Annotated in this window: 20 protein-coding genes; 8 read left to right on the top strand and 12 right to left on the bottom strand. The window is 51.9% G+C overall.

All coding sequences use genetic code 11. The features are described from left to right. Positions 1-246 precede the first annotated feature (246 nt). The 4 genes from ACKI61_RS02660 (at position 247) to ACKI61_RS02645 (ending at position 8,330) form a co-directional block, all read left to right on the top strand. Positions 247-2,829, top strand: coding sequence for a T9SS type A sorting domain-containing protein (locus ACKI61_RS02660; protein WP_407456266.1), 2,583 nt, complete (start codon positions 247-249; stop codon positions 2,827-2,829). Between the two features lie 95 nt (positions 2,830-2,924). After that, positions 2,925-4,697 (top strand): GDSL-type esterase/lipase family protein, encoded by a 1,773-nt coding sequence (locus ACKI61_RS02655; protein WP_407456265.1) that lies wholly within the window; start codon positions 2,925-2,927, stop codon positions 4,695-4,697. A 9-nt stretch (positions 4,698-4,706) separates the two neighbouring features. Beyond that, complete coding sequence (locus tag ACKI61_RS02650) at positions 4,707-6,593, top strand: GDSL-type esterase/lipase family protein (protein WP_407456264.1); 1,887 nt, start codon at positions 4,707-4,709, stop codon at positions 6,591-6,593. A gap of 93 nt (positions 6,594-6,686) precedes the next feature. Then, positions 6,687-8,330 carry an SGNH/GDSL hydrolase family protein gene (locus ACKI61_RS02645; RefSeq protein WP_407456263.1) on the top strand — a complete coding sequence of 548 codons (1,644 nt, stop codon included), beginning with the start codon at positions 6,687-6,689 and terminating at the stop codon, positions 8,328-8,330. A 117-nt stretch (positions 8,331-8,447) separates the two neighbouring features. Here the strand turns inward: ACKI61_RS02645 and ACKI61_RS02640 are convergent, their stop codons facing one another. Beyond that, on the bottom strand, positions 8,448-9,431 hold the full coding sequence (locus tag ACKI61_RS02640) for a MoxR family ATPase (RefSeq protein ID WP_298769750.1): 984 nt from the start codon (positions 9,429-9,431) through the stop codon (positions 8,448-8,450). A gap of 237 nt (positions 9,432-9,668) precedes the next feature. Beyond that, positions 9,669-10,550, bottom strand: coding sequence for a hypothetical protein (locus ACKI61_RS02635; RefSeq protein WP_407456262.1), 882 nt, complete (start codon positions 10,548-10,550; stop codon positions 9,669-9,671). Between the two features lie 279 nt (positions 10,551-10,829). On the opposite strand from ACKI61_RS02635, the gene ACKI61_RS02630 reads away from it, so the two are divergent. Then, the gene (locus ACKI61_RS02630; RefSeq protein WP_407456261.1) at positions 10,830-11,897 is read left to right on the top strand and encodes a Fic family protein; all 1,068 of its coding nucleotides are present in this window, start codon (positions 10,830-10,832) and stop codon (positions 11,895-11,897) included. An 11-nt stretch (positions 11,898-11,908) separates the two neighbouring features. Here ACKI61_RS02630 and ACKI61_RS02625 read toward each other — a convergent pair whose 3' ends face one another. Next, positions 11,909-12,235, bottom strand: a complete 327-nt coding sequence (locus ACKI61_RS02625; protein ID WP_407456260.1) for a TfoX/Sxy family protein — start codon at positions 12,233-12,235, stop codon at positions 11,909-11,911. A gap of 35 nt (positions 12,236-12,270) precedes the next feature. Then, positions 12,271-14,631, bottom strand: a complete 2,361-nt coding sequence (locus ACKI61_RS02620) for a hypothetical protein (RefSeq protein ID WP_407456259.1) — start codon at positions 14,629-14,631, stop codon at positions 12,271-12,273. 108 nt (positions 14,632-14,739) lie between these two features. Here ACKI61_RS02620 and ACKI61_RS02615 point away from each other — a divergent pair, with 108 nt between their 5' ends. Beyond that, complete coding sequence (locus ACKI61_RS02615) at positions 14,740-15,072, top strand: DMT family transporter (protein ID WP_407456258.1); 333 nt, start codon at positions 14,740-14,742, stop codon at positions 15,070-15,072. 63 nt (positions 15,073-15,135) lie between these two features. Further along, the gene (locus tag ACKI61_RS02610) at positions 15,136-16,506 is read left to right on the top strand and encodes an anaerobic C4-dicarboxylate transporter (protein ID WP_407456257.1); all 1,371 of its coding nucleotides are present in this window, start codon (positions 15,136-15,138) and stop codon (positions 16,504-16,506) included. 2 nt (positions 16,507-16,508) lie between these two features. Here the strand turns inward: ACKI61_RS02610 and ACKI61_RS02605 are convergent, their stop codons facing one another. Then, on the bottom strand, positions 16,509-16,949 hold the full coding sequence (locus ACKI61_RS02605) for a GNAT family N-acetyltransferase (protein WP_407456256.1): 441 nt from the start codon (positions 16,947-16,949) through the stop codon (positions 16,509-16,511). Between the two features lie 223 nt (positions 16,950-17,172). Between ACKI61_RS02605 and ACKI61_RS02600 the strand changes: the two genes are divergently transcribed. Then, complete coding sequence (locus ACKI61_RS02600) at positions 17,173-17,643, top strand: hypothetical protein (protein ID WP_407456255.1); 471 nt, start codon at positions 17,173-17,175, stop codon at positions 17,641-17,643. A gap of 63 nt (positions 17,644-17,706) precedes the next feature. Here the strand turns inward: ACKI61_RS02600 and ACKI61_RS02595 are convergent, their stop codons facing one another. The 7 genes from ACKI61_RS02595 to ACKI61_RS02565 form a co-directional block, all read right to left on the bottom strand. Next, entirely contained in the window at positions 17,707-18,771 is a 1,065-nt protein-coding gene (locus ACKI61_RS02595; RefSeq protein WP_407456254.1) for a hypothetical protein, read from the bottom strand. 11 nt (positions 18,772-18,782) lie between these two features. Beyond that, the gene (locus ACKI61_RS02590; RefSeq protein WP_407456253.1) at positions 18,783-19,226 is read right to left on the bottom strand and encodes a hypothetical protein; all 444 of its coding nucleotides are present in this window, start codon (positions 19,224-19,226) and stop codon (positions 18,783-18,785) included. A 28-nt stretch (positions 19,227-19,254) separates the two neighbouring features. After that, on the bottom strand, positions 19,255-20,706 hold the full coding sequence (locus tag ACKI61_RS02585) for a sigma-54 interaction domain-containing protein (protein WP_407456252.1): 1,452 nt from the start codon (positions 20,704-20,706) through the stop codon (positions 19,255-19,257). 18 nt (positions 20,707-20,724) lie between these two features. Beyond that, positions 20,725-21,873: a serine/threonine protein kinase gene (locus tag ACKI61_RS02580; protein ID WP_407456251.1), complete on the bottom strand. Its 1,149-nt coding sequence runs from the start codon at positions 21,871-21,873 to the stop codon at positions 20,725-20,727. Continuing rightward, complete coding sequence (locus ACKI61_RS02575) at positions 21,870-22,574, bottom strand: tetratricopeptide repeat protein (protein ID WP_407456250.1); 705 nt, start codon at positions 22,572-22,574, stop codon at positions 21,870-21,872. The genes ACKI61_RS02580 and ACKI61_RS02575 overlap by 4 nt, the downstream gene beginning before the upstream one ends. Before the next feature lie 21 nt (positions 22,575-22,595). After that, entirely contained in the window at positions 22,596-23,516 is a 921-nt protein-coding gene (locus tag ACKI61_RS02570) for a BatD family protein (protein ID WP_407456249.1), read from the bottom strand. Between the two features lie 110 nt (positions 23,517-23,626). Then, positions 23,627-25,111, bottom strand: a complete 1,485-nt coding sequence (locus tag ACKI61_RS02565) for a glycosyl hydrolase family 8 (RefSeq protein ID WP_407456248.1) — start codon at positions 25,109-25,111, stop codon at positions 23,627-23,629. Positions 25,112-25,270: the final 159 nt, after the last annotated feature.

The raw sequence follows: 25,270 nt of genomic DNA, 5'->3' as shown, positions 1-25,270 counted from the left end.
ACGCGTTCAAGCCCCGCCTCGGGGTGTTGACATTCGAAACAGGCGCAAAAATAGCGAAAACGAAACATTTTTCGGCAATTTCTCTACAAATGTGGACATTTTATAGCAATAAATAGTCAACAAACTTTGTAAACTAAGGTAAAATATTGTAAAAATGTAGACTTTTAATAAAAATTTAGATTATATTAAAAAACGGTACGAAAAGTACCTGTTTGGTAAAACATCGACCCTTTTGGGGAGGAAAATATGGTGTATTGTGGAAAGAAAACGCCGCTTGCGGCGTGTGTAGCGTTGTCCTTTGGACTCGCCATCCCGTCTTTCGCGGCCCCGCGTCAGATGGAAAACCTGAGCCGCGGTCTCGTGGCTTCTAACGTCGGGAAGGGCATGCTGGTCAGCTGGCGCCTGCTCGGGAGCGACGCCCCGAATACCGAGTTCAATCTTTACCGTGACGGGACAAAAATTGCGACCATCGCAGGGAACGGCGCGACAAACTACCTCGACGCTTCGGGTAAGGCGACCTCCAAGTATACGGTCGCCGCAGTCGTGGACGGCAAGGAAGGCGCGCAGGCCGGGCTCTCGTTCGTGTTCGACAAGTCGGCCAATTCCGACGGCAAGAACATCCCGTACGCGACTCTCAAGCTGGACCGCCCAGGCGACCTCAAGATGCCCGACGGCTCCAGCTGCAGCTACACCTCGAACGACATGAGCGTGGGCGACCTGGACGGCGACGGCGAACTCGAGCTTGTCGTAAAGTGGGATCCGAGCAACCAGAAGGACAACTCGCAGAGCGGCTACACGGGCAACGTGTATATTGACGGCTACAAGATGAACGGCAAAAAGCTGTGGCGCATCGACCTAGGCAAGAATATCCGTGCAGGCGCCCATTACACGCAGTTCATGGTCTACGACCTGGACGGTGACGGCATCGCCGAAGTCGCCATGAAAACTAGCGACGGCACCATCGACGGTACGGGCAAGGCCATCGGCGACAAGAGCAAGGATTACCGCACAAAGACCGGCACCATCATGAGCGGGAACGAGTTCCTGACCGTGTTCAACGGCAAGACGGGCGCCGCCATCACGACCATTGACTACGTGCCGGGCCGGGGCGTCACCAAGAACTGGGGCGACACCTACGGCAACCGCAGCGAACGCATGCTCGCGGCCATCGCCTACCTCGACGGCGTACACCCGAGCCTTATCATGTGCCGCGGTTACTACACCAACGCCTACGTGGTGGCTTACGACTTTGACGGCAAGCAGCTCAAGCAGCGCTGGTACCACAAGTCCGAAACGAGAGGCCAGGGAATCCACGGCCAAGGCAACCACAACCTTTCCGTGGGCGACATCAACGGCGACGGCAAGGACGAAATCGTGTACGGTTCTGCGGCCCTCAAGTCCGACGGCACGCTCCTTTACCGTACGGGACTCGGCCACGGCGACGCGCTCCACCTTTCGGACATGGATCCCGACCGCCCGGGCCTTGAATCGTGGGACGTTCACGAAGAAAAGTCTGCCGCCTACACCGACGACTTCCGCGGTCCCGACGGCAAGATTATCTGGGGCACCAAGCAGCCGAACCCGGGCGTAGACAACGGCCGAGGCCTTGCCGCAGACATCGATGCGGACCACCGCGGATTCGAGATGTGGAGCAGCGCGGGCGACGGCGTGAAGAACGTGAAGGGCCAGAAGATTTCGGGCAGCAAGCCCTCGGTGAACTTTCGCATCTATTTCGACGGCGACCTGCAAGACGAACTGCTTGACGGTTCTATAGACAAGTGGAGCACCAAGGACAAGAAGGCGAACCGCTACTTTACCTACGGCAACGTGAACAAGTCCACTACGAACAACGGAACAAAGAAGAACCCGAGCCTCGTAGCCGATTTGTTCGGCGACTGGCGCGAAGAACTTATCCTGCGTTCGGGCAGCGATGCCTCCATGATTACGATTTTCGGCACTCCGGTCACGACGGATTACCGCGTGTACACCCTGATGCACGACCCGCATTACCGCGTGAGCATTGCCTGGCAGAACGTAGCCTACAACCAGCCGCCGCACCTGGGCTACTACCTGCCCGACGCGGTAAAGAACCTGAAGCAGCCTTCCATTTATCTCGCAGGTGACGGTACTACCCCCGTCGTTATTGACCCGGTGATTGTCGACCCTGTCGTTCCCGAAATCAAGCACGACATGACGAAGGAATCGTTCGTGGATGCATCCGCCCCGGCAGAAGGTAAAGGCTCCTTCGAAGACACGAACGAAGGCTGGAAAGAGAAGGGCTACTACAACTTCGACAACGATGCGGCGAGTTTTGCCACCTGGAAAGTGACCGCAAAGGAAGACGCGAAGACGACAGTCTCCATCGTGTTTGCCAACGGCGGGAACGATGCCCGCGACATGAACTTGTTCGTAAACGGTGGCGAAGCGGTCAGCGTAGAACTGCCTTCAACCGGCAGCTGGACCACCTGGCAAGAAGTCCAGGTTCCCGTGAACATCGTGAAGGGTGAGAATACGCTCAAGCTCTCCTCCTCCACGGAGAACGGCGGCCCGAACGTGGACGGTTTCTACTTCGGGGTACCGGGTGTGACGCTTTCCTCTGCAGAAGGGACGACCGCCCTTGCGACAAGCGTACAGAAGCTTGCCCGTGGCGGGTATGCCGAAATCGAGATTTACAACATGAGTGGCCGCATCGTGGGGACCATCGCGAAGTTTGTCGCCGCGGGCGAGAGCGCCGTGGACCTCTCGCAGGAACCGCTCCCGAAGGGGAGTTACCTCGTGCGCGTAAAAATCGACGGCAAGTACATCTCCAAGGGAATCTTTAAGAAATAGAACCCCCATAAACTCCCCGTCTAGCGCCCTTTCTCGGAAGGGCGTTAGGCGGCTTTTTACCGTTAACGGATTTTACAAAAAGGGATTGGTTTAAAATGAACAGATTTTATTCAAAGATTTGGCAAAGCCTCGTGGCAATTTCCATGGTCTTGGCCCCGGCAGCCGTATGGGCGAAAGTAACCATCTACATGTGTGGCGATTCCACCATGCAAGACTGGAACGCAGGCTATTATCCTAAACAGGGCATCGGCCAGAATTTCGGATACTTTTTCGATTCCGGGCTCGCGATCGTCAAAAACTACGGTGCGGGCGGTACCGCCGCGGAAACTTATTATAACGGCGGGAAATGGACCCCGGTCAAGAATGCCCTCCAGAAGGGCGACTACGTATTCATCAAGTTCGGCATCAACGACCGCAACTACAGTTCCGAAGCCGGTTACCGCACCTACATGACCAAGATGATCAACGAGGCGAAGGACAAGGGAGCCTACCCCATCATCGTGAATCCGGTACGCCGCAGCGATTTCCGCGGAACAAAGCAGGATTCCATTTACGAGTCCTACCACAACTACCCGATTATCGCACGCGAACTTTCGAAAACGCTCAACACGCCCATCATCGACATGGACACACTGAGTCGCAACTACCTGCTTTCCGTAGGCCAGTTCTACGCCCACCATTATTTAAACGTGGTACTTGACAAGGGCGAATACAGCAACTACGCGAACGGGAACAACGACAACCTTCATTTCCAGCAGAACGGAGCCATCGCTTTCGGACGCATCATTACCGAACAGTTGCGCGTACACCCGGACGCTCAGGTGAAAAAGCTTGCCGACTACCTGGCGCCCATGTACAAGGTGGACGTAAAAGTCAGCCCCGCAGGTTCCGACCAGGCGACGACAATCAGCTCCTATTATCCCAAGGGCATGACGGTGACGCTCAAGACTACCCCAAAATCCGGCAAGAAATTTCTCGGTTGGTATGACGGCAACGGCAAAAAGGTGAGCGGGAACGCAAACGCCTCGGTAAAATCAGACAAGATATACACCTTCGTCATGGGTTCCGCCAGCACGCAATACACCGCTGTTTACGAAGGCGGCGCCGCAGAAAAATACACCGGTGACGGCAAGGCGCTCACGGCATTCCCGACAGGGACGCCGAAAAAGCTTTCCGACGTGACTTACTCCGTAGACACTACCGCGAAAGACACCGTCCAAGAAGAAGAAAAGCATATAAGCCTAGACATCAAGAACTTTATCGACGCCGCCAATCCCGACACAGGAAGCGGCGCCACCGAGGCAAACCACGAAGGCTATACAGGCAACGGTTTCTTCAATTTCGAAAACGCGCTGAATTCTACCGCCGAATACAAGATGAAGTTTCCCTCCGCGGGCTACGTGACCATGGGAATCCGCTATTCCTTTGCCGGCACCGAAGAGCGCTCGCTGAACGTGTACCTCGACCACGATTATATCGTGAAGTTCAAGCCCACGGCAGATTGGGACACCTGGGATACCGCCTACGTGGACCTGGATCTCATCAACGGCGAAGGAATCCTCAAATTCATTTCCATGACCGAAAACGGAGGGCCGAACATAGATGCTTTTGGATTCAGCGTTGACGGCGTGGAACGAATCGTCCCCGAAGTCGAAACAACGTCCCTGAAAGGCAACATTCTTTCTGTCTCGAAAAACGAAAACACAAGGATAGATGTTTTCGACATGTCGGGCCGTCTGGTCGCCCGCAAGCTCTCCGGCAGCGACAACATAGACCTGTCCGACATCGTCCAGGCAAGCGGCATCTACCGCATTGTCGTCCGCAACGGGAAACACAAATTTAGCACCACCTGGGCCAACGTAAAATAAGGAGTCTGCATGAAGAGTCTTTTCAAATACGCCATCGTGGCCGGCCTGTTTACAAGCCTTGCCGTGAGCGACAGCACATCCTTCACCATCCATGTCATCGGCGATTCTACGGTCTGCAACTACAAGGATTCCGCATACCCGCAAAAAGGTTGGGGCCAGGTGCTGAACAACTTCTTTGACGCTTCCCGCGTGAAGGTAAACAACGTGGCTATTGGCGGGCGCAGTTCCAAGAGTTTCATCGTTGACGGGCGTCTAAAAAGCCTCGAGCCCAACATCCAGAAAGGGGATTTCGTATTCGTGCAGTTCGGGCATAACGACCGCACCGCAAACAAGCCGGAACGCTACGTTCCCCAGGATTCCTTCCCGTATTACATGAAGCAGTACATCACGACGGCGCAAAAGCGCGGGGCAACCCCGGTGTTGGTTTCAACCGTCACCATGAGCGGTTCGCGCAACGTATTTTCTACCGGAAGCAACAACTACGATTCCCGCGGCATGATGCTAAAGCTTGCGAAGGATTACAAGATTCCCTTCGTAGACCTGAACATGAAATCCTACAATACCTATAACAATACATACAAAGGAATGATGGATTCGTATGTCAAGAAATTCCTTTATATGCAACTGGATGCAGGACTTTACCCCAACTATCCCAAAGGCAGTAACGACGGGAATACGCACTTCCAAGAAATGGGCTCCATGGGCCACGGCACCATGATTGCAGAAGAACTGGAAAGGGGCGTAAACGACACCTTCCTTTCGCCCGAATCAAAGGCAGAACTCACAAAACTCGTTTCAGCGTTACGCCCCCGCTACAAGGTGACCGTAAAGGCGAACATCGCGACAAAGGGCGCCATCACGCAGGATCAGAGTTTTCCGGGAGGTTCCCCCATGACCCTTCGGGTGGCCCCCGCAAGCGGCGAGACCTTTGAATACTGGGCAGACGAGAACTGCAAGAAAATTTCGTCCAACAAGCTCTACTACGGTTTCAAGACGCCCAACCACAATACGACCTACACCGCCATGTTCAAGGGCGGCGCCGCCTGTGTCGCAAGCTCAACTACCGAAAACGAAAGTTCCAGCTCTGTAATGCCCGCTTCTTCCAGTTCCGAAATCCCGCAATCCAGTTCCGCCATCGTAGAATGCTCCAACCTCAAAGGAATCAAGGCTTGGCCGTCTCCCATCGATATGGCGAACCCGGACAAGGGAGACGGCACCACCGACACGAATCACGAGGGCTACGTAGGCAAGGGATTCTTCAACTTGACCAACGACATTTCCAGCACGGCTACATACAAACTTACATCCGACAGGTCAGCTACCAACGCGCGAGTTATGGTGCGCTACGCATTTGACGGAACCGAAAACCGCGACATGAAAATCAGGATCGACGCCGTCACCTACGATATAAAGCTCCCGCCTACCGGCGGCTGGGATATCTGGGACACCGCCTACGTGGAAGACGTTTGGCTCGACGCCGTGGATTTCGACATGGTCCTCTATTCCACGACAAATAACGGAGGCCCCAATGTAGACATGGTTTCCTTTACCAACGAGGCCGTACACCGGGTCGGATGCCCCGTCGCCGAAGTACTCAAGGACTCTAGCGGCACGCAGGATTCCGAAACGGGCACCACCATCGCCGTATCCATGCAAAAGAACCAAACGGCTTTCGACCCCCGGAACCTCACCTTCCGTTCCGCCGGCGGCTTGGCACACATACAAATCATGAATGCGCTCGGCAAGACTGTTGTTGACGAGACCCGCATGGTTTCGGCCGGCAGCACAGCACTCCTGCAGGGAGGCGCCCGGCTTTCGGCCGGTCGCTACTACCTGCGCGTAGAACTCGACGGGAAAATCGCCATTTTGGCGCATTTTGCGGTTTCGAGGGAATAATTACAAAAAAATTTGAAATTTTTCTTGCTTTTTTGAAAATTTTATAGTACATTTTGTAGTACAAACGCAAACGCGTGTAAAAGGGATGTTATTATGGATTACAAAACTGAAATCAAGGGTTACGACACCCTTGTCAAAACCGCCACGATGGTGACTGTCGCAGCGCTTCTGGCCGCATTCTCCATGGCCGAAGCCGCCGAAAACTACAAGTTCGACTTCGGCGAGGGCCCGGTTGCCGCGGGCTACACGCAGGTCAAGGCCGATACCAAGTACAGCGACTCGCAGGGTTTCGGTTTCGAAAGCGGGACGGTTTCTTCGGTAGATCGCCTGTGGGACGACGACCTCACCACGGATTTCTTGACGGCGAAGGGCGACATGGTTTTCTCGGTGGCGCTCCCGCAAGGCAATTACGAGGTGACGTTCATTCTCGGTGACGGCGAAAACGAAAGCGAAACCACCGTATGGGCCGAAAACCGCAAGCTCATGCTCGACCGCATCACCCTCGCCGGCGGCGTGTTCAGCAGGCAGACCGTTTCGCTCAGGCGCATGGAAACAAGAAGCATGGACGGCTCGGTGACCATGAGCATCAAGGACCGCGAAAAGGATTACCGCACCTGGGACAAGAAGCTCACCTTCGTCATCAGCGGCAAGGCGCCCGCCGTCGCAGGAATCGAAATCAAGCGTAACGACAACGTGACCACGCTCTGGCTCTGCGGAAACTCCACCGTGGTTGACCAGATAACGGCTCCTTGGGCGGGCTGGGGCCAGATGGCCCCGGGATTTTTCAAATCCAGCCTTGCCATCGCGAACTACGCCGAATCGGGCCTTACCGCCAGCGGGTTCTACAGCATGAAGCGCCTCGCCAAGATTCTCGCCGAAGTCAAGAAGGGCGACTTCGTGACCGTGCAGTACGCGCATAACGACCAAAAGAACCAAAACGACGTGAACAACTACGAAACGACCCTCACCAAGTACGCAAACGAAATCAAGGCGAAAGGCGCTACCCCGCTGTTCGTGACATCCACCGCAAGACAGAACGAGACCGACCCGAAAACAGCCGTGGGCGGGCTTCCCGAACGCATGCGCGCCCTCGGCAAAAAACTCGGCGTCACCGTGCTCGACCTGAACCAGCACAGCATCACGCTCGGCAAGGCCCTCGGCGGCAACAAGGAAAAAATGTACATGTACACCGCGAGCGACAAGACACACTTCTGCGAATACGGCGCCTACGAACTCGCCCGCGCAAACATCGAAGAAATCAAGGCGAAGGTGCCTGAACTCGCCAAGCACCTGCGCGACGATCATGAAGCGTTCGATTCCAGCAAGCCCGACCCGCTCGACGTCCTCACACGGGCAAAGACACCCATCAACGAAGGCGGCTTGATTCAGGTGGAACCGGAAACTTCTTCAAGCGCAGAAATCGCCGATCCGGAATCGTCCAGCGCAACAGAAGGCGCATCTTCCGGCGAGGAAGGAACCGAGGGCATCATCGCAGCCGAATCCATGACACCATACAACGCAATTAGCGGCCGTATTGACGGTAGCAAAATCCGTCTCGAGGGCATCGACGGCGGCGCGCACGACATCAGCGTCTTCGACATGCAGGGCCACCGCATCGCTGAATTCCGCGCCATGCAGGGGAACGAACTCCACATCACCCTGTGGCAAGGCGCCTACCTTGTCAAGGTCTCGCAAGGCAACAGAACTCTCGGTTTTTTCAAAGCCGTAAGGTATTAACTCTCTCGCAACAACACACCTCCAAAAAATCCCCGGCCATCTCGGCTGGGGATTTTAGGCTTTTTGGGGAATGACCGCGCGGGTTTAATGCACCAAAGATGACCGCGACGCTCGCCTTTACGGCACTTCCACAGAATCCAGAATCTTCTGTACCACAGTCTCGGCGGAGACTTCTTCCGCTTCGGCCTCGTAGCTCAAGATAATGCGGTGGCGGAGCACTTCCATGGCGACGGCTTTCACGTCTTCGGGCGTCACGTAGGCGCGGCCCTGGATGAACGCATGAGCCTTCGATGCCTGGGCAAGGCCAATAGATGCACGCGGAGAGGCGCCCACTTCCACAAAGCCCACCAGGTCGCTGCGCTTGATGCTGCCCGGATCGCGGGTCGCAAGCACAAGGTTCACGATGTATTCGCGAACGCGTTCGTCCACGTACACCTGCTTCACCAGCTGGCGGGCGGCGAGGATATCTTCCTTCGTGGCGACTGCCTGCGGCTCTCGCAGTCCCGCACCGGCGACGGCATCGAGAATCTTCATTTCGTCGGCCTTGTTCGGGTAGCTGACCTTCACCTTCAACAGGAAACGGTCCACCTGGGCTTCGGGCAGCGGATACGTACCTTCCTGCTCAATGGGGTTCTGCGTAGCAAGCACCAGGAACGGCTCGTCCAGCTTGAACGTCTCATCGCCGATGGTGATGTGGCGTTCCTGCATGGCTTCGAGGAGGGCGCTCTGCACCTTCGACGGCGCACGGTTGATTTCGTCGGCCAGCACCAGGTTCGTAAACAGCGGGCCCTTGCGGGTCTCGAACTTCGCTTCCTTCGCATTGTAAATCGTGGTACCCAGCAAGTCGGCCGGCAACAGGTCGGGCGTGAACTGGATGCGCTTGAAATCCAGCGACACGGCATCGGCAAAAGCCTTCACCGCAGTCGTCTTAGCAAGGCCCGGCAAACCTTCCAGCAACACGTGGCCGTCGGCCAAGATACCCGTCAAAATGCTTTCCACCAGAGCCTTCTGGCCAATCACCGTCCCTTCCACTTCACGCAGCAAGTTCATGCAAAAAGCGCTCTGCTGGCGCACCTTTTCCGAAAGTTCCTGAATATCCATTTAGTTAACCTCTTCTGTTTTCGCGAATTAAGATACAAAATTCCACGAAAAAAGGCAAATGGGGTCTGAGGTCGGACCTACGGTCCTTTGGGGTATGAGCTCGGTCGCCTTCGGCTCCCTCTGGGGTTCAAGGAAACTTGACAAAAAGGGGGAAGAATCCCCCTGGTTGCAGCCGCTACGCGTCTTCCTCCACCCCCACGCCTAGGGGGCCACCCCCTAACACCCCCCAAAAAGTGATTATTCCTTTAAAACCCAAACATCTCGAATAAAACCTGCCTCGGATTCACACAGAAGTTTATCATTAGAATTAAATCTTGAAAAATCAAACATTGCCTTTTGTTCGCCGAATTTAAATACCAAGGAATCAACACCTTTTATCCTATGTAGGTTGTTATCAACAACACGGCATATTATAGGTTCTTTCAGATTTGACTTTACATAAACCACATTACTGTCTGGCATCAACCTTAATAGAAAGTAGTCTTTTCTTGCCCATGTTTCCAAATCGACATAAATTTTTTTCAAACTGGGAGAATCCCCCAAAAAAGAATATAAGCCGTCGACTTGACTAGCCATACACCGATTATCTTTTTTATAAAAAATTCCCCGAAGATTTCCATCATACATGGCAATTCTTTTGACCATCGTTGTTTCTGGTGCAAAACTTTCAAGGGTCGTTTCAATTCTGAAATACTCTGTCGTATCAGCAATGGAGTCCCTCAAACGCCGTTCCCACACATTTGAATCTGTCGCCCACGTTTTTTGCGATTTTGATTGCAAAGAATTCCTTTTATAACGGATTGTTCGTAAAACAAACCAGGAAGAATCACGTTTTACCTTTTCTAATCGAACAAGGTATTCGGCTCTCGGGTAGTCACCTATTGAGTAAAGATAGATTTGATCATTTCCTGCACAAATAGAATCAATGGCAGATTTGATTACACTATCAGTTAAATAACTCGGTTCATCATAAAGATTTATAAAACGGCCAACAACCTGAATAGAATCACTTTGTGAAATTAAAACTTCCCGATTTTGCAAAGACTCCGGATGGCTAGAGCACCCCACCAAGAGCAGGGTGCACACCGTCAAAGCAATCCATAAAATTCCGCGAGCCATTGTCTACAAAATAGAATATCTATGAAAAGCCTAGATTCATTCCATCAGCCTATTCGCGGACTTCATCAAAGCGGATCTTCCCTATTACCATAGAAAAAGATTACGAGCGTGTCGCCGTGCATCTCATCGTAGTGGCAATCAACCCCGCTGGCACCAAAAGCGCCGAAAAGGTGGTACAACACCACCTTTTCATAAAAAAAAGCACAGATTAAGCACAAAAATTCACATCAAAAGGTGGTATAACACCACCTTTTAAGCAAATTTTGTTATATTTAGGGTATGAAGCGCCCAAATCTCGAAAATACCCTTGCCGAATGGCAGGCAATGCAGCCCCTTAGCGAGCACGACCAATTTCGCCTGAGCCGTCGTTTTTCGGTGGATTTCAACTACAACAGCAACCATATCGAGGGCAATACGTTAACGTACGGACAAACGGAATTGCTGCTCTTTTTTGGCAAGGTGGAAGGTATCGCGAAGGTTAGGGATTGCGAAGAGATGAAGGCCAGCGAAGTTTGTCTTAAAATGACTTCAGAAAAATCGCAGGACACACTCTCACCATTAACCCAAAATTTCATCCGCCAATTGCACAGGACGCTGATTCGAGAAGATTATCAAGTCCATTACACTCTTCCCGACGGGAACCACTCATCATATACAATTCATGCGGGGCAATACAAAACGCGCCCGAACAGCGTCATTACACGTTATGGGGATATTTTCACCTACGCATCCCCAGAAGAAACTCCTGCCTTAATGGCTGACCTTGTAGATTGGTACAACGAAACGGAATCGTCAAAATCAATGAATCCTGTCGATCTCGCCGCTTTGTTCCATTACCGTTATATCCGCATTCACCCCTTTGAAGATGGAAACGGACGAATTGCCCGATTAATCGTCAACTACATTCTAGCTAGGCACGGCTACCCGATGATGGTGGTCCGTAGCCGCAAGAAAAACGAATACCTTGATGCTCTACACCAATCCGATTTGGAAGTCGGCGACGCCCCTTCTGATGGAGCACAAGCGACTCTTCGACAAATCAGGGCATTCAAGAATTATTTCAAAAAAATTTACGCCGAAGAAATCGCATACAACATAGGCTTTGTTCAGGAGCATTCACCCGATGTTTGGTGGTACGATGGGGAACGGATAACATTCCGCAGCGAGAACTCGACAAGAATTCTCGAAAGCTTATTGGATAACCCATCCATTACATACCGAGAACTACAACAAAAAATCGGGATCAACATGTCAGCCATTCAAAAGCAGTTAAAAAATATGACCGACAAGGGGTATATCCTGCGGTCGGAAAACGAATGGCGAGTGATTATCGTTCCTTCTACGTAGAACAAACACACCTACTTTTTCTTCCTCGCTTTTGGTGCAGGCACTTCCGGGAGCATTGCGTCCAAAAGCCGCGCCAAAAATCCGCTGTCTTCAATCTGCTCGCTCGTCACGCGGAGCATGGGCTTTGCACCTTCGTAGGGCAACTGCTTCTTTGCGCCGGGGAGCATCGCCAAGGCCGCGGGCACGGGCTTCACCAGCAGGCGGTCATCATAAATCCCGCCGAAGATTTTCCCGTCAGCATACAGAATGTATTCGCCCATCATCTTGCGGGTAGTCACCCGCAGCTCCCCCTTGAACTGCTGCAAAACGTGGTCACGGAACTTTTCAGAACTCGGCATAATGATTCACCTATTATCTCAACAAGCTAAAACTATTAATCCCCATTTTTCTCAGAAACGACTTGAAAATCTTTATACGTCGCAGAATAATTGACCTTGCCAGTAGAATCAAATAGCTTTACAACACCCTCTTTCACCTTGAAAAAACCGTTTTCTTCTTCAATTGTCCCGACAGCCTCCTGTTTCAATTTTCCCTCTTCGTAATATTCCCGATAATAATCGGGAACTCGAATGTCTTTAGTCAAACGACCTGCTTCATCCCACTCTTTTTTACCGACTATTTTCCCTTTTTCATAAACGATATGCGATAGTACTTTACCGCTCTTGAAGTACAATTTTTCATAACCCGTATCCACGTTTTTATCGCTTTCGCGAATGACTCCATGTTTTTCCGACACCAAGTTTCCATTTGCAAACAACTTAATTGAATTTGCAACGCCTAAGCTATCAAAGCCAACATCCAGAAGGTTTTCTTCGCCATTCCCTACGTTTCTTGTCTGCATACTGCAGAATAGGCCATTTTTTTGTGTGGCTACAGAAAGCCAGTTCCCCTCTTCATTGAATTCTTTTAGCGTTCCTTTTTTCAATGAGATTTTCCCCAAACTATCATAAAAAAGAACGCCCTGCAATTCCGTTTTTATCACGCCATTATCGTAATATTCTTTCCAATAGTTAGGAAAATCCATGTCAGAAAGAAGAACGCCTTGATCATTCCATGATTTTTTATAAATCATATTTCCTAAATCATCATATCGCAAATCTAAAATCAATTTTCCCTGAAGGTTCCACTCTTTACCTGCGACAATCCGATTGTTTTTATGTGTTGTAACACGATTCTTTCGCCCATTCGGGTAAAAAACTTTATATTCTCCATCGCCAAATGCAAATTCGCCATTATCCTTATAATATAGATTTCCCTTAAACTCCGTTTTCGGTTTTCCGTCATCCCAATATGTTTTCATATATTTCGGCATTTTCAAATCTGTAATTAAAACACCAGTTCCATTCCATTCTTTTGCAGAAACGGATCTTCCTAAACTATCATAAAAGGTTTCACTGACCGGCTTCCCTTGATAAGACCACGTCTTATCGGAACCTTCAGTTAGAATTAATTCGCCATTTTGATCGTAATAAAATTTTCCTTTGACCTCTCGCGACATTTTTCCATTCTGATGATACGCTTTATGAACGCCTTTTGACAAGTCGCCTTCCGCCTGAATCGTTCCATTCTCATCCCACGATTGGAAAGAATAGCCTTTTCGATCCTTATAATTCACAAACATTTCCATTTGCCCGTTTTCATAGAATCGTTTCACATATCCGTTTACTGCACTAGCTTCATTGAGCGAATTTATAGAAACTCCAATCGCCTCTATTTTTACTTTTCCATTATCATAAAACTCCCGATAATATTCAGGAAAATTCACTTCCTTAGTCAACACACCATTATCATTCCAGTCCTTTTCCGTAAGAATATGCCCTAAACTGTCATAGTAAAATTCCTTTACCAGGTCTCCTTTCCCGTTCCAATATTTTTCAGAAACTTTCTTCTTGTTTTTGTATTCAGCTTCCGCCATTATTTGACCATCTTCATAATAACCCTTATTGTACCCATTTTCGACATCTATCATGCCCTTTTCGTTTCTATAAAGTTCACCGGTCCACTCGTATTTTAGATTTCCATTGTCATAATAATCCCTCAGATATTTCGGGAAAAGCAAATCCTTGATTAGTACACCCTGATCATTGTACTGTTTCACAGAATCACGATTTATCTTCACATCCCATTTCACATTCATATTCATGACAAACTTGAAATTCTTCGCATCCCCTGTATAGGAATCCGATTCTATGGTTGAACTAAACTTTTCATTATTTTTTAGATGATATTTAGAGATGCACTTTATACAAGTGATGCTATCGCTATCCATATCCAAAAGGCGTACGTCGCCTTCTATATCCAAGGCACTATCCGTACTGAATATCCTATAAAACTTTCCCTTTTGATATTCCCTAACCAAACTATCGTCTTGATAAACTTTGCTTGCAGACATTTCCCCCGCCTGAAATTGCATGCTGCTTATCACAAAATGATTTGAATCAACATAACGAATGCCCGCATTCCGTTCATACTTGCCATCCTTAAGATTATACAAGGAATCAATTTTTCCTTCGGCAACCGAGTAATAATAATCACCTGGTACAGAGTCTACGACTCCCTTGAAAACCGACTGAGCAAATGTCGGCGTTTTCGCCAAAAGCGAATCCGCAACCGCAGAGTTCGCCTTTACTAAAGTTTTCCCCTGCATGTCATCTTTTAAAGACGAATTTGATCCTGCACAACCTGCGAGAATAAGCATCGCAAGCCAAATCATCAGCTTACATTCAAATTTCATAGGAGCTCCCTCTTTATAGATTACCTTCTAAATATAATCAAATAAAAAAGCAATGGTTCAGAAAATTTTACAAAAGGTTAAGCCACATTTATTTTGTATATTCTCCCTATGCTCAACTACGTATTCCTCATCCTCGCCATTGTCGCAGAAGCCGCCGGCACCACGCTCCTCAAGATGTCGGAGCAGTTCACCAAGCTCGTCCCGTCCATCGCCTCGCTCGTCTGCTACGTGGCGTCGCTTTACCTGCTGAGCCTCTGCCTGCGCACCATCCCCATCGGCATCGCATATGCCACCTGGTCGGCACTCGGCATCGCCCTCATTACAATAAGCGGCATATTCTTTTTCAAGCAGATGCCGGATTTGGGCGCCATCGTGGGGCTCGTCCTGATTATTTCCGGCGTAGCGGTTCTCAACCTGTTTTCGAAGATGAATATCCACTAGGTTCATAGGGCAACTTCATTTTTTTGTGTATCTTTATGAAGACTAGCTTATAAGGAGGCTTCCATGACACTCATGATTATCCAGCTTTTAATCGTACTCCTCGCCCTCTACGTGGGCTCGCGTTACGGAAGCCTTGCGCTCGGAGCCATTTCGGGTATCGGCCTCGCCATTCTCGTTCTAGGCTTTGGCCTGCAGCCCGGCAAGCCCCCTACCGATGTTATCTACATCATCATCGCGGCAGTGACGTGCGCGGGAATCATGCAGGCATCGGGCGGCATGGACTGGCTTATCCAGATTGCAGAACGCCTATTGCGCAAGCACCCGAACCACATCATTATCCTCGCCCCGCTCTGCACGTTCTTCCTCACGGTACTCGTGGGCACCGGCCATGTGGTGTACACCCTCATGCCGATTATCTGCGACATTTCGCTCAAGAAGGGAATCCGTCCGGAACGTCCGTGCGCCGTAGCTTCGGTCGCTTCGCAGGTCGGCATCACCTGCTCGCCGATTGCAGCCGCGGTCGCATCGTTCGTGGTTATCTCGAACGCGAACGGCTTCAATATCAACAACCTGCAGGTCATCGCAATTACGATTCCCGCATGCATCTGCGGGCTCATGGTCGCAGCGCTTGTCTCGTACAGGCGCGGGCTCGACCTCGACAAGGATCCCGCCTTCCAGGCGCGCCTCAAGGACCCGCAGATAAAGGAATACATGTACGGTAGCACCGCTTCCATGCTCGACAAGGAAGTTTCCAAAGAAGCAAAGCGCGCCGTATTCATTTTCCTCGGTGCACTCGCTGTCATCGTGTTCTTCTCCATCATGCAAATTGCGGGCCACGACATTCGTCCCAAGTTCCCTACAGGCAAAATAATCAATGGCATCGCAGAGATAAAGCCGCTCGCCATGAACATCATTATCCAGATCGTGATGATTGCCGCAGCCGCGTTCATGATTATCTGTTGCAAGGCTAGCCCCAAGAAGGCCGTGGCAGGCGCCGTGTGGCAAAGCGGCATGGTGGCCGTCGTCGCGATTTACGGAATCGCGTGGCTTGCCGACACCTACTTCGCGAACTACATGGACGTGATGCAGGGCGGCCTCAAGGATATCGTGCAGCACTACCCGTGGGCCATCGCGTTCGCCTTCTTCGCAGTGAGCGTGCTTATCAACTCGCAGGGCGCCGTCGTGGTGGCCATGCTCCCGCTCGCCTACAGCCTCGGCATCGAAGGCCCCGTGCTCCTGGGCGTACTCCCGAGCGTGTACGGGTACTTCTTTATCCCGAACTACCCCTCCGACATCGCGACCGTGAACTTCGACCGTTCGGGCACAACCGTCATCGGCAAGTACCTGCTGAACCATAGCTTTATGCGGCCGGGCCTCGTGAGCGTCATCGTCTCGACAATCGTGGGCTCACTGCTCGTAAAAGTATTCTACTAGGTTCAGAGAACCTTTTCCATATACACGCACTCGAACGTGTCATGATGGGCTTTACCGCTTTCGTTGAAGCGGTAGCCCATTTTTTCATAGAAGCCTTCAAGCCCCACGCGGCTAGAGATTGCAACTTTCTTGAAGCCCGCTTCGCGCATCCACTTTTCGGCCTCGGCGACAACGGAGCGGCCCAAATGCTGACCGCGGTATTCCGGCAGCACCACCACGCGTCCGATTTCGGCAACACCTTCAGCAGCGTCGCCTACTTCAAACCAACGGCAAGTGGCAACCGGGTAAATATCGTCCAATGCCAAGATGTAATGACAGTTCTCACCGTCATGCGTATCGATTTCAGCATCCAGCGGAATCTGATACTTGCGCATCATCGCGACCATGCGCACGTAGTAGGCGCCAGCGCGTTCACATTCCCTTGTCACACGTATAATTTTCATTCCGCAACCAATTTACAATTTTCACGACCTTGACTTCTTTTGTTTCCTGCCCAAAAACGGGGCAATTTCACCCATCGGGCTTTTAATTCCCGCTTTCCAGCAGACACGATTTTCAGAAAAAAAACATTTATCGCAATATCTGCACATTTTCAATACTTTTTGCTTTTTTGGCACGATATTTGCACTACTTCCGGTGTCAAACAATTCTCAAACGAGGTTCATTATGAAAACCAGACTCATTCCCGCAATGGCAATCGCCCTGATGGGCATCTTCGCCACCTCTTCTTTCGCACAGGAAGAAGCTACCACCGAACCGCAGGCCACTGAAACCGAAGTGGTCGCCGACAACGCTTCCGAAAAGGTCGCAAAGGAAGATCCACGCGCAGACCGCGCCAAGGAACGTTTCGAGCGCAAGGACGCTAAGAAGGCCGAAATTGCCGAACACAAGGCAGAAAAAGAAGCTTTGAAAGCAGAAAAGAAAGCCTTGAAAGAAGAACGCGCCCAGGCCCGTGCCGAACGCAAGGCCGAAAAGGAAGCCCTGAAAGAAGAGCGCGCCCAGGCCCGCGCCGAACGCAAGGAAGCCAGGAAGGCTGAATGGGAAAACCGTAAAGCCGAAAAGGAAGCTCAGAAAGCAGAAAAGGTTGCCATGAAGGAAGAACGCAAGGCCAACAAGGAACACGGCCACAACAAGTAACCAAACCCCTACCAAACAAAAATGCAAACACGCTATAAAAGGTGCGGCTTTATGCTGCACCTTTTATAAATTCCACTTGACGCCGGCCTTGTATTCCGTGAAAAGGCTATTTTGGGAATATCCTATTTCGTAATCGGCAGGAACTGAATAGTGTTTGTAGAACTGTTCCAAACCAATGAACAGTCCGAAATAATTGGGAACCCACGAGACATTGCAGCTCCAGGAACCGCTAAACTTTTGGACCTTTTCGTAGTCGCTGTCAGGACCATCGACCACAAATCCATAGAACATGTTTAGGCGAGCATCGATTGAAATTTCCGTCTTGAATTTGTACGAAATTGAAGGCTTGAGCGAAGGCCCACCCCACTTCAACCAGTATTCAGGCGACCTAATGGAATCTGCCTCAAAACGGCCTCCCACATACACGGAACTTTTCAAGCCATACTTGACATACCTGTGCCATGATGCATACAGGGCCAACGACAGAGGACCATCCGTATTTTCGTAGCCCCAGAACGCGACTCCCATCTTCTGGTTGTCATAACGGGCCAAGTATTTTTCCAGCCACGCAAAAAAATCAGGATGCCAGTCATCGTCTTCCGAAGCATTCATGTTCGCACCGACATCGAGCGTCAGACTTTTCCCGATAAGGCTGTATCCAAGGCCCACCGATGTTTCCCAAGCACTCGTATCCAGAGAAGGCATGTCATCCTTGTCAATGAACCAGTCCCCGGAAAAACTAAGCCCGAAGGAATGGATCCAATTCTTGGAATTGTAATCCAGCGAGACATTCACCGAAGAAGATAATTCACCCCCCGACTCCGTCGAGGCACCCTTTCTCCAGTAATTGAGTCCCATGTAGACGAGATTTCCGTAGGTGTGGAATTCCCAGGGGCTTGTCTCCTTATAATCCGAAGAGTCCCTCTCCGATTCGCCCAGGGCGTCTCGGTACTCGTCGACAATCTCCTGGATTTCAGCCGTGTAGGGGCCGGGAGTCGCAAGGGCCTCTTCGAATGTCCGTAACGCCAAGGAAAGGTCCCCCGCCTCTTCGGCCTTCAAGGCACGAAAATAAAGATCCTCTTGCGATTCGGCAACCGCAAGAGAAGACAAGAGAAGAAGGACTATCACTAAAAAACGCATTACTTACGGGGCGGCCAATCCTTATTTTCCTGACCACGCCCACGGTTCGGCATAGGACCTCCACCCGGGCCTCCCATCGGCGACGGCTCATTAAACTTGGGACGCTCCATGTAGGGATTCTGCCGGTGGTCAAAATTTTTCGGGGGGCCCTCCTCAAAACGGGGCTTTTTGTCCCTATTTTTTTCGGACTCCCACCGCATGGAATTCTTCTCTTCAGCCGACCTGTTCCGCAAATCGGCAAGAATCTGTTCGCGGGCCTGCTTGCGTTCGGCGCGCATCTTCTGCCAGTTCTCGCGGTCGCTTGCCGCAAATTCGCGGGATTCCTTCGAAATTTCCACTTTTTCGCCCGGAGTGGCAACATCGGCCTCGGGACGCACCGAAGATTCCGCCGCAAAAGCCACTGCAGCACAGACCATAAGTAATGTGATAAGTCTCTTCATCATATACAAATCCCTGCAAATTCTGTGCCAACTACTTAAAATTTTCCTTCTTGATTCCCAACCGTTCCATGATTTCGCGCAGCACCTTGCGGTCGATTCCAAGAATCGTGGCGGCAAGCGTCAAGTTCGCCCCAGAATCTTTGAGAGCCCTGCTAATCACTTCGCGCTCGACGGCCTCGCGAGCTTCCTTGAGTGTCCTCGGGGAATCCTTCACCAGCGCTTCCGCGTCGTCAAGCCCCAAGTCCTTCGGCTGAACAACTCCGTGGACAGCCTGCACAAGCGCCTTCTGAATCCGGTTCTCGAGTTCACGCACATTGCCCGGCCAGTGGTAGCCAAGCATCGCCTTCTCGGCACTACGGCTCAGGTGGAACTTTCCGCGACCATACTCCGCACCGTAACGCGTCAAGAATTCTTCAGCAAGCAGCACGACATCCTGCCCACGGTCTCTGAGTGGCGGCAAGTTCAGGGGCATCACCTGGATGCGGAAGTACAGGTCTTCCCTGAACTTCTTTTCCTTGACAGCCTGCTCCAGGTCCACGTGCGTTGCGCTGATGACGCGGACGTTCACGGGAATGTCCCAGTTTTCGCCGACGCGGGTAATGTGCTTCTCCTGCAGCACGCGCAGAAGCTTCACCTGCATATTGAGCGGAAGTTCGCCAATTTCATCCAAGAAAATCGTTCCGCCCTCGGCCTCTTCGAAAAAGCCCTTCCGATTGTCGATGGCGCCCGTAAAGGATCCCTTGGCGTGCCCAAACAGCAGCGATTCCATCAGGTTCTCGGGAATGGCGCCACAATTCACCGCAATGAAGGGCCTGTCGGCGCGGGGGCTGTGGCTATGGATGTAGCGAGCGATGACTTCCTTGCCCGTTCCCGTTTCGCCACGGATAATGACTGGCATCGGGAGCGGCGCAAGCTTGTCGGCAAGAGCCACCACATCGTCCATCTGCTTGCTCGAATAGATGATGTCGCCCCGGCGCTTCACATTCTTCAGGACATCGAGCGACTCCTTGTCGCGCAGGCGGTCAAACGCAGCAAACGCAAACTTTTCGCAGACACCCACAAAGGCGTCGAACAATTTGCTGTCATCTTCGGTAAAGGGTTCCTCGCGGGCGGCACGCTGCAAGTACAGGTAACCCGATTCGCTGTCGGGAGTACGGAACGGCGACACCATGATGCTTGTCAGCTGGTTCTGCACGATAGACTTCGACAAGTCCACAGAATCGTCGTCCAGCTGGTTCCAGACAACCGCCTTGTTCTCGGTTTTCGCGAGGCGGATGGCCGAAATCGAAATCGACACATTTTCCGGACGCGTCAGGTGCAAGGGCTTCTCGCCTGCAATGTCGAGTACCGCGGCATCGGCACGCAGAACGTCTTGCACCACTTCAAGAATTTTCGGGAATAAGAAATCTGGACGCTGTTCGTCCAGCAGGATGTTGATGACATCCAGCATCTTTTCTGTAGCAAGCATCGAGTTCGACTTCATAAAAAACCTTCGTCTTTACTATTCCCGTAATTCCGGTGTCGGCAAGTCCTGCAACAGGCTTGAGTCCACCCCGCTCTCGGTCGATTCCGACGGAACGCTGTCCAAAAGCTCGTCAAAGTTTTCAAGGCTACGCGACTTCTTCAAGAGCAAATCGCCCGCATCGTCCACATCCGATCTTCCGGATTTCAGAACCGAAACAGCCAATACAATTAATATAAGAACTAATCCCAGAAAAAACGATACCTTCCACCAACAAAATTTTCCCTGCCGCCCCGCAATTTTGTAAGGCAGCGCTATTTCGGAAGGGTCTGGAACTTTTTGTCGCATTTTTTCCTGGAGTTCGCCTTCCACAAAATCATGGACAGCCTTCTGGACAGCAGCTTCACCCGCGGTGAGTTTCCCCAGGGCAATTTCCAGGATTTCGTCCAGTTCGTCCAGGTCTTCGGCGCGGTTTTCCACATCGGCACGAACCGTCGCCTTCCAGAGCGGAGCTAGCGCAGAAATCTCTGCGACCGTGAACCTGCCCGACGCATAGAGCACCTGCGACGGGTCGCAGCAGTCGATGGAGAGGCTCTTCGCGGCATATTCATCGTAGCCGTCCGCAGTCACAAGCTCCGAACCATAGACCAGGCGGAACAGCAGCATTCCTAGGCTGTACACATCCGACTTCTCGTCGGCGCTCTTTCCCTGGAAGCGCTCCGGCGCCGCATACGCAAGTGCACCCGGCCCCAGAATGCCGCAGTCTATAAGAACAGGCTGCAGACGCCCCTTATTGGCCGTCAAGACGATATTTCCTGGGTTCAAGTCTCCATGGTGCAACTGTTTGGATTTCAGCGTTTCAAGCGTTGCGACAAGGCTTCTCAAAATGAACAAGGCGACTACGACCGGGACCCGCAATTCCGAAGCCGACACACCCGGAATGTAGTCGTAGACCACGTAGGAATGTCCGTCCCGTTCGCCAAACTCACGAATCTTGTAAAGGCCGTCGGCATTGAGCGATGCAATCTGTTCAACCGTTCCAAGGTCAAACGCAGACGCCCTCTTGTACCATTTCAGTACATAGGCGTGGTCCTTCGCCGACACCCTGTATATATCGGCTTCACCCCCCTGATGCAAGGGGACTCCCCCAGCAACAAGGTCCAGCAGGCTTTGGACTTTTTCACTCATAGCTCGCCCGAAAGCACCTTGGACTTCAAGGAATCTTCAGCAATCTTTGTCCAGCGCAGCAAGGCGGGGTGGCTAGGAGACTTCATGAGTCCCATGGACCAGGTGTCCCACGCCGATTCGACATCGCCTTCGTTCCAGTAGATGTTTCCCAGGTTCACGTAGGCCGAGATGAATTGCGGTTCGCTCGTAACAATGTGGATAAAAATCTGCTTCGCCCTTTCGACATCTTCGGCGTCATTGCTTCCGGCAAGGATCAGCCCCTTCAGGTTCAGGCTGAAATAATTTGCGCTATCAAGCTGAATCGACTGGTCTAGCAGAGACAAGACATTGGCGCTTTCGCCCTTCGCCATCGCGGCGCGCGCCAGGTAGAACAGGCAGGTCGAATGGTTTGCATCGACCTGGGCCCCGCTATCGATCTTGGAAAGAATACGGAATTCATCGGCGGCGCGTTTCCACAGATCCAATGTCGAAATATGGAGCCGTTCGCCTTCTTCTGCCACCGAGAAATAAGACAGGGCGAGTCCATATCGGGCATCCCTGTGGACAGGATCCTGATCCAGCGCTTTTGAAAAATTGGCGATGGCACGGTCGTAATCGCCTATGCGGAGCGCCTCGTTTCCTCGCCTGACATCGCCTTCGACGCAGGCGACAAGGCTAAGCGCAATGCACGCAAGAACAATTTGCCAAACACGATTCCACATACAAAAGAAATATAATATTTGCTAGAGCGAATCTTCTTCGATGCCCATGAGTTTCATCGCCGCTTTCCAAGTCTCCCTGTTCTCGAAGCCGTCGCGCTTTCCGCCGCCATAGCGGGCGTGTGCGAATTCTTCGACAAGGGCATTCCAGCCTTCGAGCTTGCCTTCCTTCACCAGGTTGTCGAGGTTGACCGCAGAGGCGGCATTGTCGACCCCTTCGACAAGCTCCGGGAACCTGCCTGCCACATATTCCTTGCAGACGCTTTCCAGCTCCAGAAGCCACTCGCGGCTGTCTGCCGCATTCACTCGCTGCTTTAGCACCATCATACGCTCACGCAGGGCGCTTTCTGCGGCATTCTTGGCAACGGCAGCCTTATGGGCGGCCGCACGCCGTTTTGCACGCCACAGGCCCGCCAAAAGCACGCAGAGCGCAACAACCACGCCCACCGCAACAGGCAGCGGGTTGAACGGCTCGTTCACGCGCACAGGCACGCTTTCGCTGCGCAGGTCGAGCGGACGGCCCACCTGCGTTGGAATTTCAAAGCGTATCGCGGGGATGTTCAGGCTGCCGGTGTCTTCGGCAACAATCTTGTAGGTAAAGGTAATCGAGGCCACCTCGGCGCCGTCTTTGACCGACCGCGCCGACTCCTGCGACATGCCCACCTGCGTAAGGCCCTTCGCGTTGGCAGAGCCCGTTGGCACCACCAACAGGGCACTGCCCTGCACGCCCCAGCTGACCGTCACCGGGAATTCAAACGTGTCGCCCACCGTCACCGCGGGCATTCCGCCTTGCGGTCCCGAGACGATCGATATGCCGAGCTGCTCCGCAGAAGGCATCGGAAGTTCCGACACCTCACCAGCAGAATCCCCATTCGCCACCGCAGGCTGCACCGACGATGCCCGGACCGAGTCCGGCTCTACACTTACAACAGAATCGTTTTCCATACCACTAGAATATATAAAAATCACCCCCATAAAAAAATCCCCGGATATACCGGGGAAATCATCCTTGATAAGCTTTCGCTAGTGCAATTTCGTTAGCACCCGAGTGTTTTTTAGATCGCCGGGCGGACAAACTTGCCATTCAGCAAGGCGCTATACAGCCCGAGCAGAATGTCCGGGAAATAGCTGCTACCGTTCCTGGTCAAAGTCTTTGCATTGACCAGGTTCGTGCAGGCGTTCAGCCAGTCAGGATTGGTGCCAATACCCGTTGCACACCAGCCAGCAAGCCACTGCGGCGGCACAACAGTGCTGGAAATATCACTCTTGCTCGGATCCCAGGAGTACGATGTTCCAAGAGCCGGAGAACTCGGATCGCCGCTCGCCCTGGTCGAAATGAAGCTGTTCAGCTTAGCAAGAATGGCCTGGTCGCGTTCGTCGGCAAACCAGTAGTAGTCCCAAGCGATACGCCACGGAATACGGACCGATTCCTTGTTAAATGTCCAGTAGGTCTTGTCGGCAGAACCATTGTTCGGATTCACGGCAGCACCGGAAGCATCGCTCCAGTCAGGGAACACACCCGTGCCCGCATTCTGCACCTGCATCATGTAGGCGTACATGCTGTCAAGCACCTTGTTCCAATCGTGTGCCGGGTCCACAACAGCAAACAGACGCAGCGCCACCGGAGAGAAGTAACTCAGGTTGTAGACCGGATTGTCGTTCACCCATGTGGAGGTGTTGCCGGAATAGAGCAGGTAGGTAGTCTTGTTGACTTCGGCATCCCAGATAGCATTGATGATGTTCAATGCATCAACCTTGTAGGCTTCGTTCTGGGTCTTGTAGTACATCATCACCAGCGAAGTGGCAATATCCAAATCGGCATCGGTAGCGCTGGAATTGTCAATCTTGTCGTAACCGAAGCTATAGGTGATCCACGGAGTCAGATACATCTTCGTCACCGATGTGCTGTTGTATTCGCGGATGGCCTTGGAGTAGTTCCACAGGCGGTCGAAGGCATCCTTGTCCTCGTTGGCAACCGTCAAAAGCATGCCGTAGCCCGTTCCTTCGGAAACGGTGCAGCCGCGAGCCTTCATATTAGACTTGGTGCTGTTGGCAGTCTTGCACTTGTCTGCATAGTAGCCGGTGCTCTGGGCCTGCCAAATCACGCGGGCTGCGGGCCTGAACTGTTCCGTAAACACTTCATCGGCCTGTTCACTGAGAGTCGGATAATATACAAGTTCATCTTCCAGCGTAACATAGTGGAATTCCTTCCACGATGCATAAATGGCGGTAGAATATTCAGGATTGGCTCCGGTGCCAAGCGCAACCGTCGGAGTCCAGACACCGGTATTGCCCTGCTGCCCCGGATTCGTCTGCGTGCCAGGATCCGTTTGTGCGCCCGGATCGGTCTGAGTACCAGGATCCGTCTGCGTGCCAGGATCGGTCTGAGTACCGGGGTCAGAAGGATTGGAAGGATCCGCCGGATTATCGATGTTAGCGTCGGTTCCAGAAGAGGAGTCGTCACCACAGGCAGCCAGTCCAAAGACGGCCGTAATCGTCAAGGGGAGAACGACAGGAGCTAAAAGTTTCTTGATGTGCATAATAGCCTCTTTTATAGTTTTTCCTAAATATATATTTTATTCCCCCATTGGCAAATAAATAGCAAAAAAAATAACTTTCGATTTAATCTACATCACAAACATCTTTAGAAAAAGGAAAAGGCCGTGCAGAGCACGACCTTTCCTTAAGATTTTACCGAA

This window comes from Fibrobacter sp., assembly GCF_045601785.1.
Classification (GTDB): domain Bacteria; phylum Fibrobacterota; class Fibrobacteria; order Fibrobacterales; family Fibrobacteraceae; genus Fibrobacter.
The sequence above is the reverse complement of the archived record's forward strand: the minus strand, read 5'-3'. Positions and strand labels throughout refer to the sequence as shown.

What these genes read in the sequence shown, in the direction of transcription:
- ACKI61_RS02620 (WP_407456259.1), bottom strand. Translation starts at nt 14,631, where the DNA reads ATGAAATTTGAATGTAAGCTGATGATTTGGCTTGCGATGCTTATTCTC.
- ACKI61_RS02615 (WP_407456258.1), top strand. Translation starts at nt 14,740, where the DNA reads ATGCTCAACTACGTATTCCTCATCCTCGCCATTGTCGCAGAAGCCGCC.
- ACKI61_RS02610 (WP_407456257.1), top strand. Translation starts at nt 15,136, where the DNA reads ATGACACTCATGATTATCCAGCTTTTAATCGTACTCCTCGCCCTCTAC.
- ACKI61_RS02655 (WP_407456265.1), top strand. Translation starts at nt 2,925, where the DNA reads ATGAACAGATTTTATTCAAAGATTTGGCAAAGCCTCGTGGCAATTTCC.
- ACKI61_RS02660 (WP_407456266.1), top strand. Translation starts at nt 247, where the DNA reads ATGGTGTATTGTGGAAAGAAAACGCCGCTTGCGGCGTGTGTAGCGTTG.
- ACKI61_RS02600 (WP_407456255.1), top strand. Translation starts at nt 17,173, where the DNA reads ATGAAAACCAGACTCATTCCCGCAATGGCAATCGCCCTGATGGGCATC.
- ACKI61_RS02650 (WP_407456264.1), top strand. Translation starts at nt 4,707, where the DNA reads ATGAAGAGTCTTTTCAAATACGCCATCGTGGCCGGCCTGTTTACAAGC.
- ACKI61_RS02570 (WP_407456249.1), bottom strand. Translation starts at nt 23,516, where the DNA reads ATGGAAAACGATTCTGTTGTAAGTGTAGAGCCGGACTCGGTCCGGGCA.
- ACKI61_RS02575 (WP_407456250.1), bottom strand. Translation starts at nt 22,574, where the DNA reads ATGTGGAATCGTGTTTGGCAAATTGTTCTTGCGTGCATTGCGCTTAGC.
- ACKI61_RS02585 (WP_407456252.1), bottom strand. Translation starts at nt 20,706, where the DNA reads ATGAAGTCGAACTCGATGCTTGCTACAGAAAAGATGCTGGATGTCATC.
- ACKI61_RS02590 (WP_407456253.1), bottom strand. Translation starts at nt 19,226, where the DNA reads ATGATGAAGAGACTTATCACATTACTTATGGTCTGTGCTGCAGTGGCT.
- ACKI61_RS02565 (WP_407456248.1), bottom strand. Translation starts at nt 25,111, where the DNA reads ATGCACATCAAGAAACTTTTAGCTCCTGTCGTTCTCCCCTTGACGATT.
- ACKI61_RS02605 (WP_407456256.1), bottom strand. Translation starts at nt 16,949, where the DNA reads ATGAAAATTATACGTGTGACAAGGGAATGTGAACGCGCTGGCGCCTAC.
- ACKI61_RS02625 (WP_407456260.1), bottom strand. Translation starts at nt 12,235, where the DNA reads ATGCCGAGTTCTGAAAAGTTCCGTGACCACGTTTTGCAGCAGTTCAAG.
- ACKI61_RS02630 (WP_407456261.1), top strand. Translation starts at nt 10,830, where the DNA reads ATGAAGCGCCCAAATCTCGAAAATACCCTTGCCGAATGGCAGGCAATG.
- ACKI61_RS02640 (WP_298769750.1), bottom strand. Translation starts at nt 9,431, where the DNA reads ATGGATATTCAGGAACTTTCGGAAAAGGTGCGCCAGCAGAGCGCTTTT.
- ACKI61_RS02635 (WP_407456262.1), bottom strand. Translation starts at nt 10,550, where the DNA reads ATGGCTCGCGGAATTTTATGGATTGCTTTGACGGTGTGCACCCTGCTC.
- ACKI61_RS02580 (WP_407456251.1), bottom strand. Translation starts at nt 21,873, where the DNA reads ATGAGTGAAAAAGTCCAAAGCCTGCTGGACCTTGTTGCTGGGGGAGTC.
- ACKI61_RS02645 (WP_407456263.1), top strand. Translation starts at nt 6,687, where the DNA reads ATGGATTACAAAACTGAAATCAAGGGTTACGACACCCTTGTCAAAACC.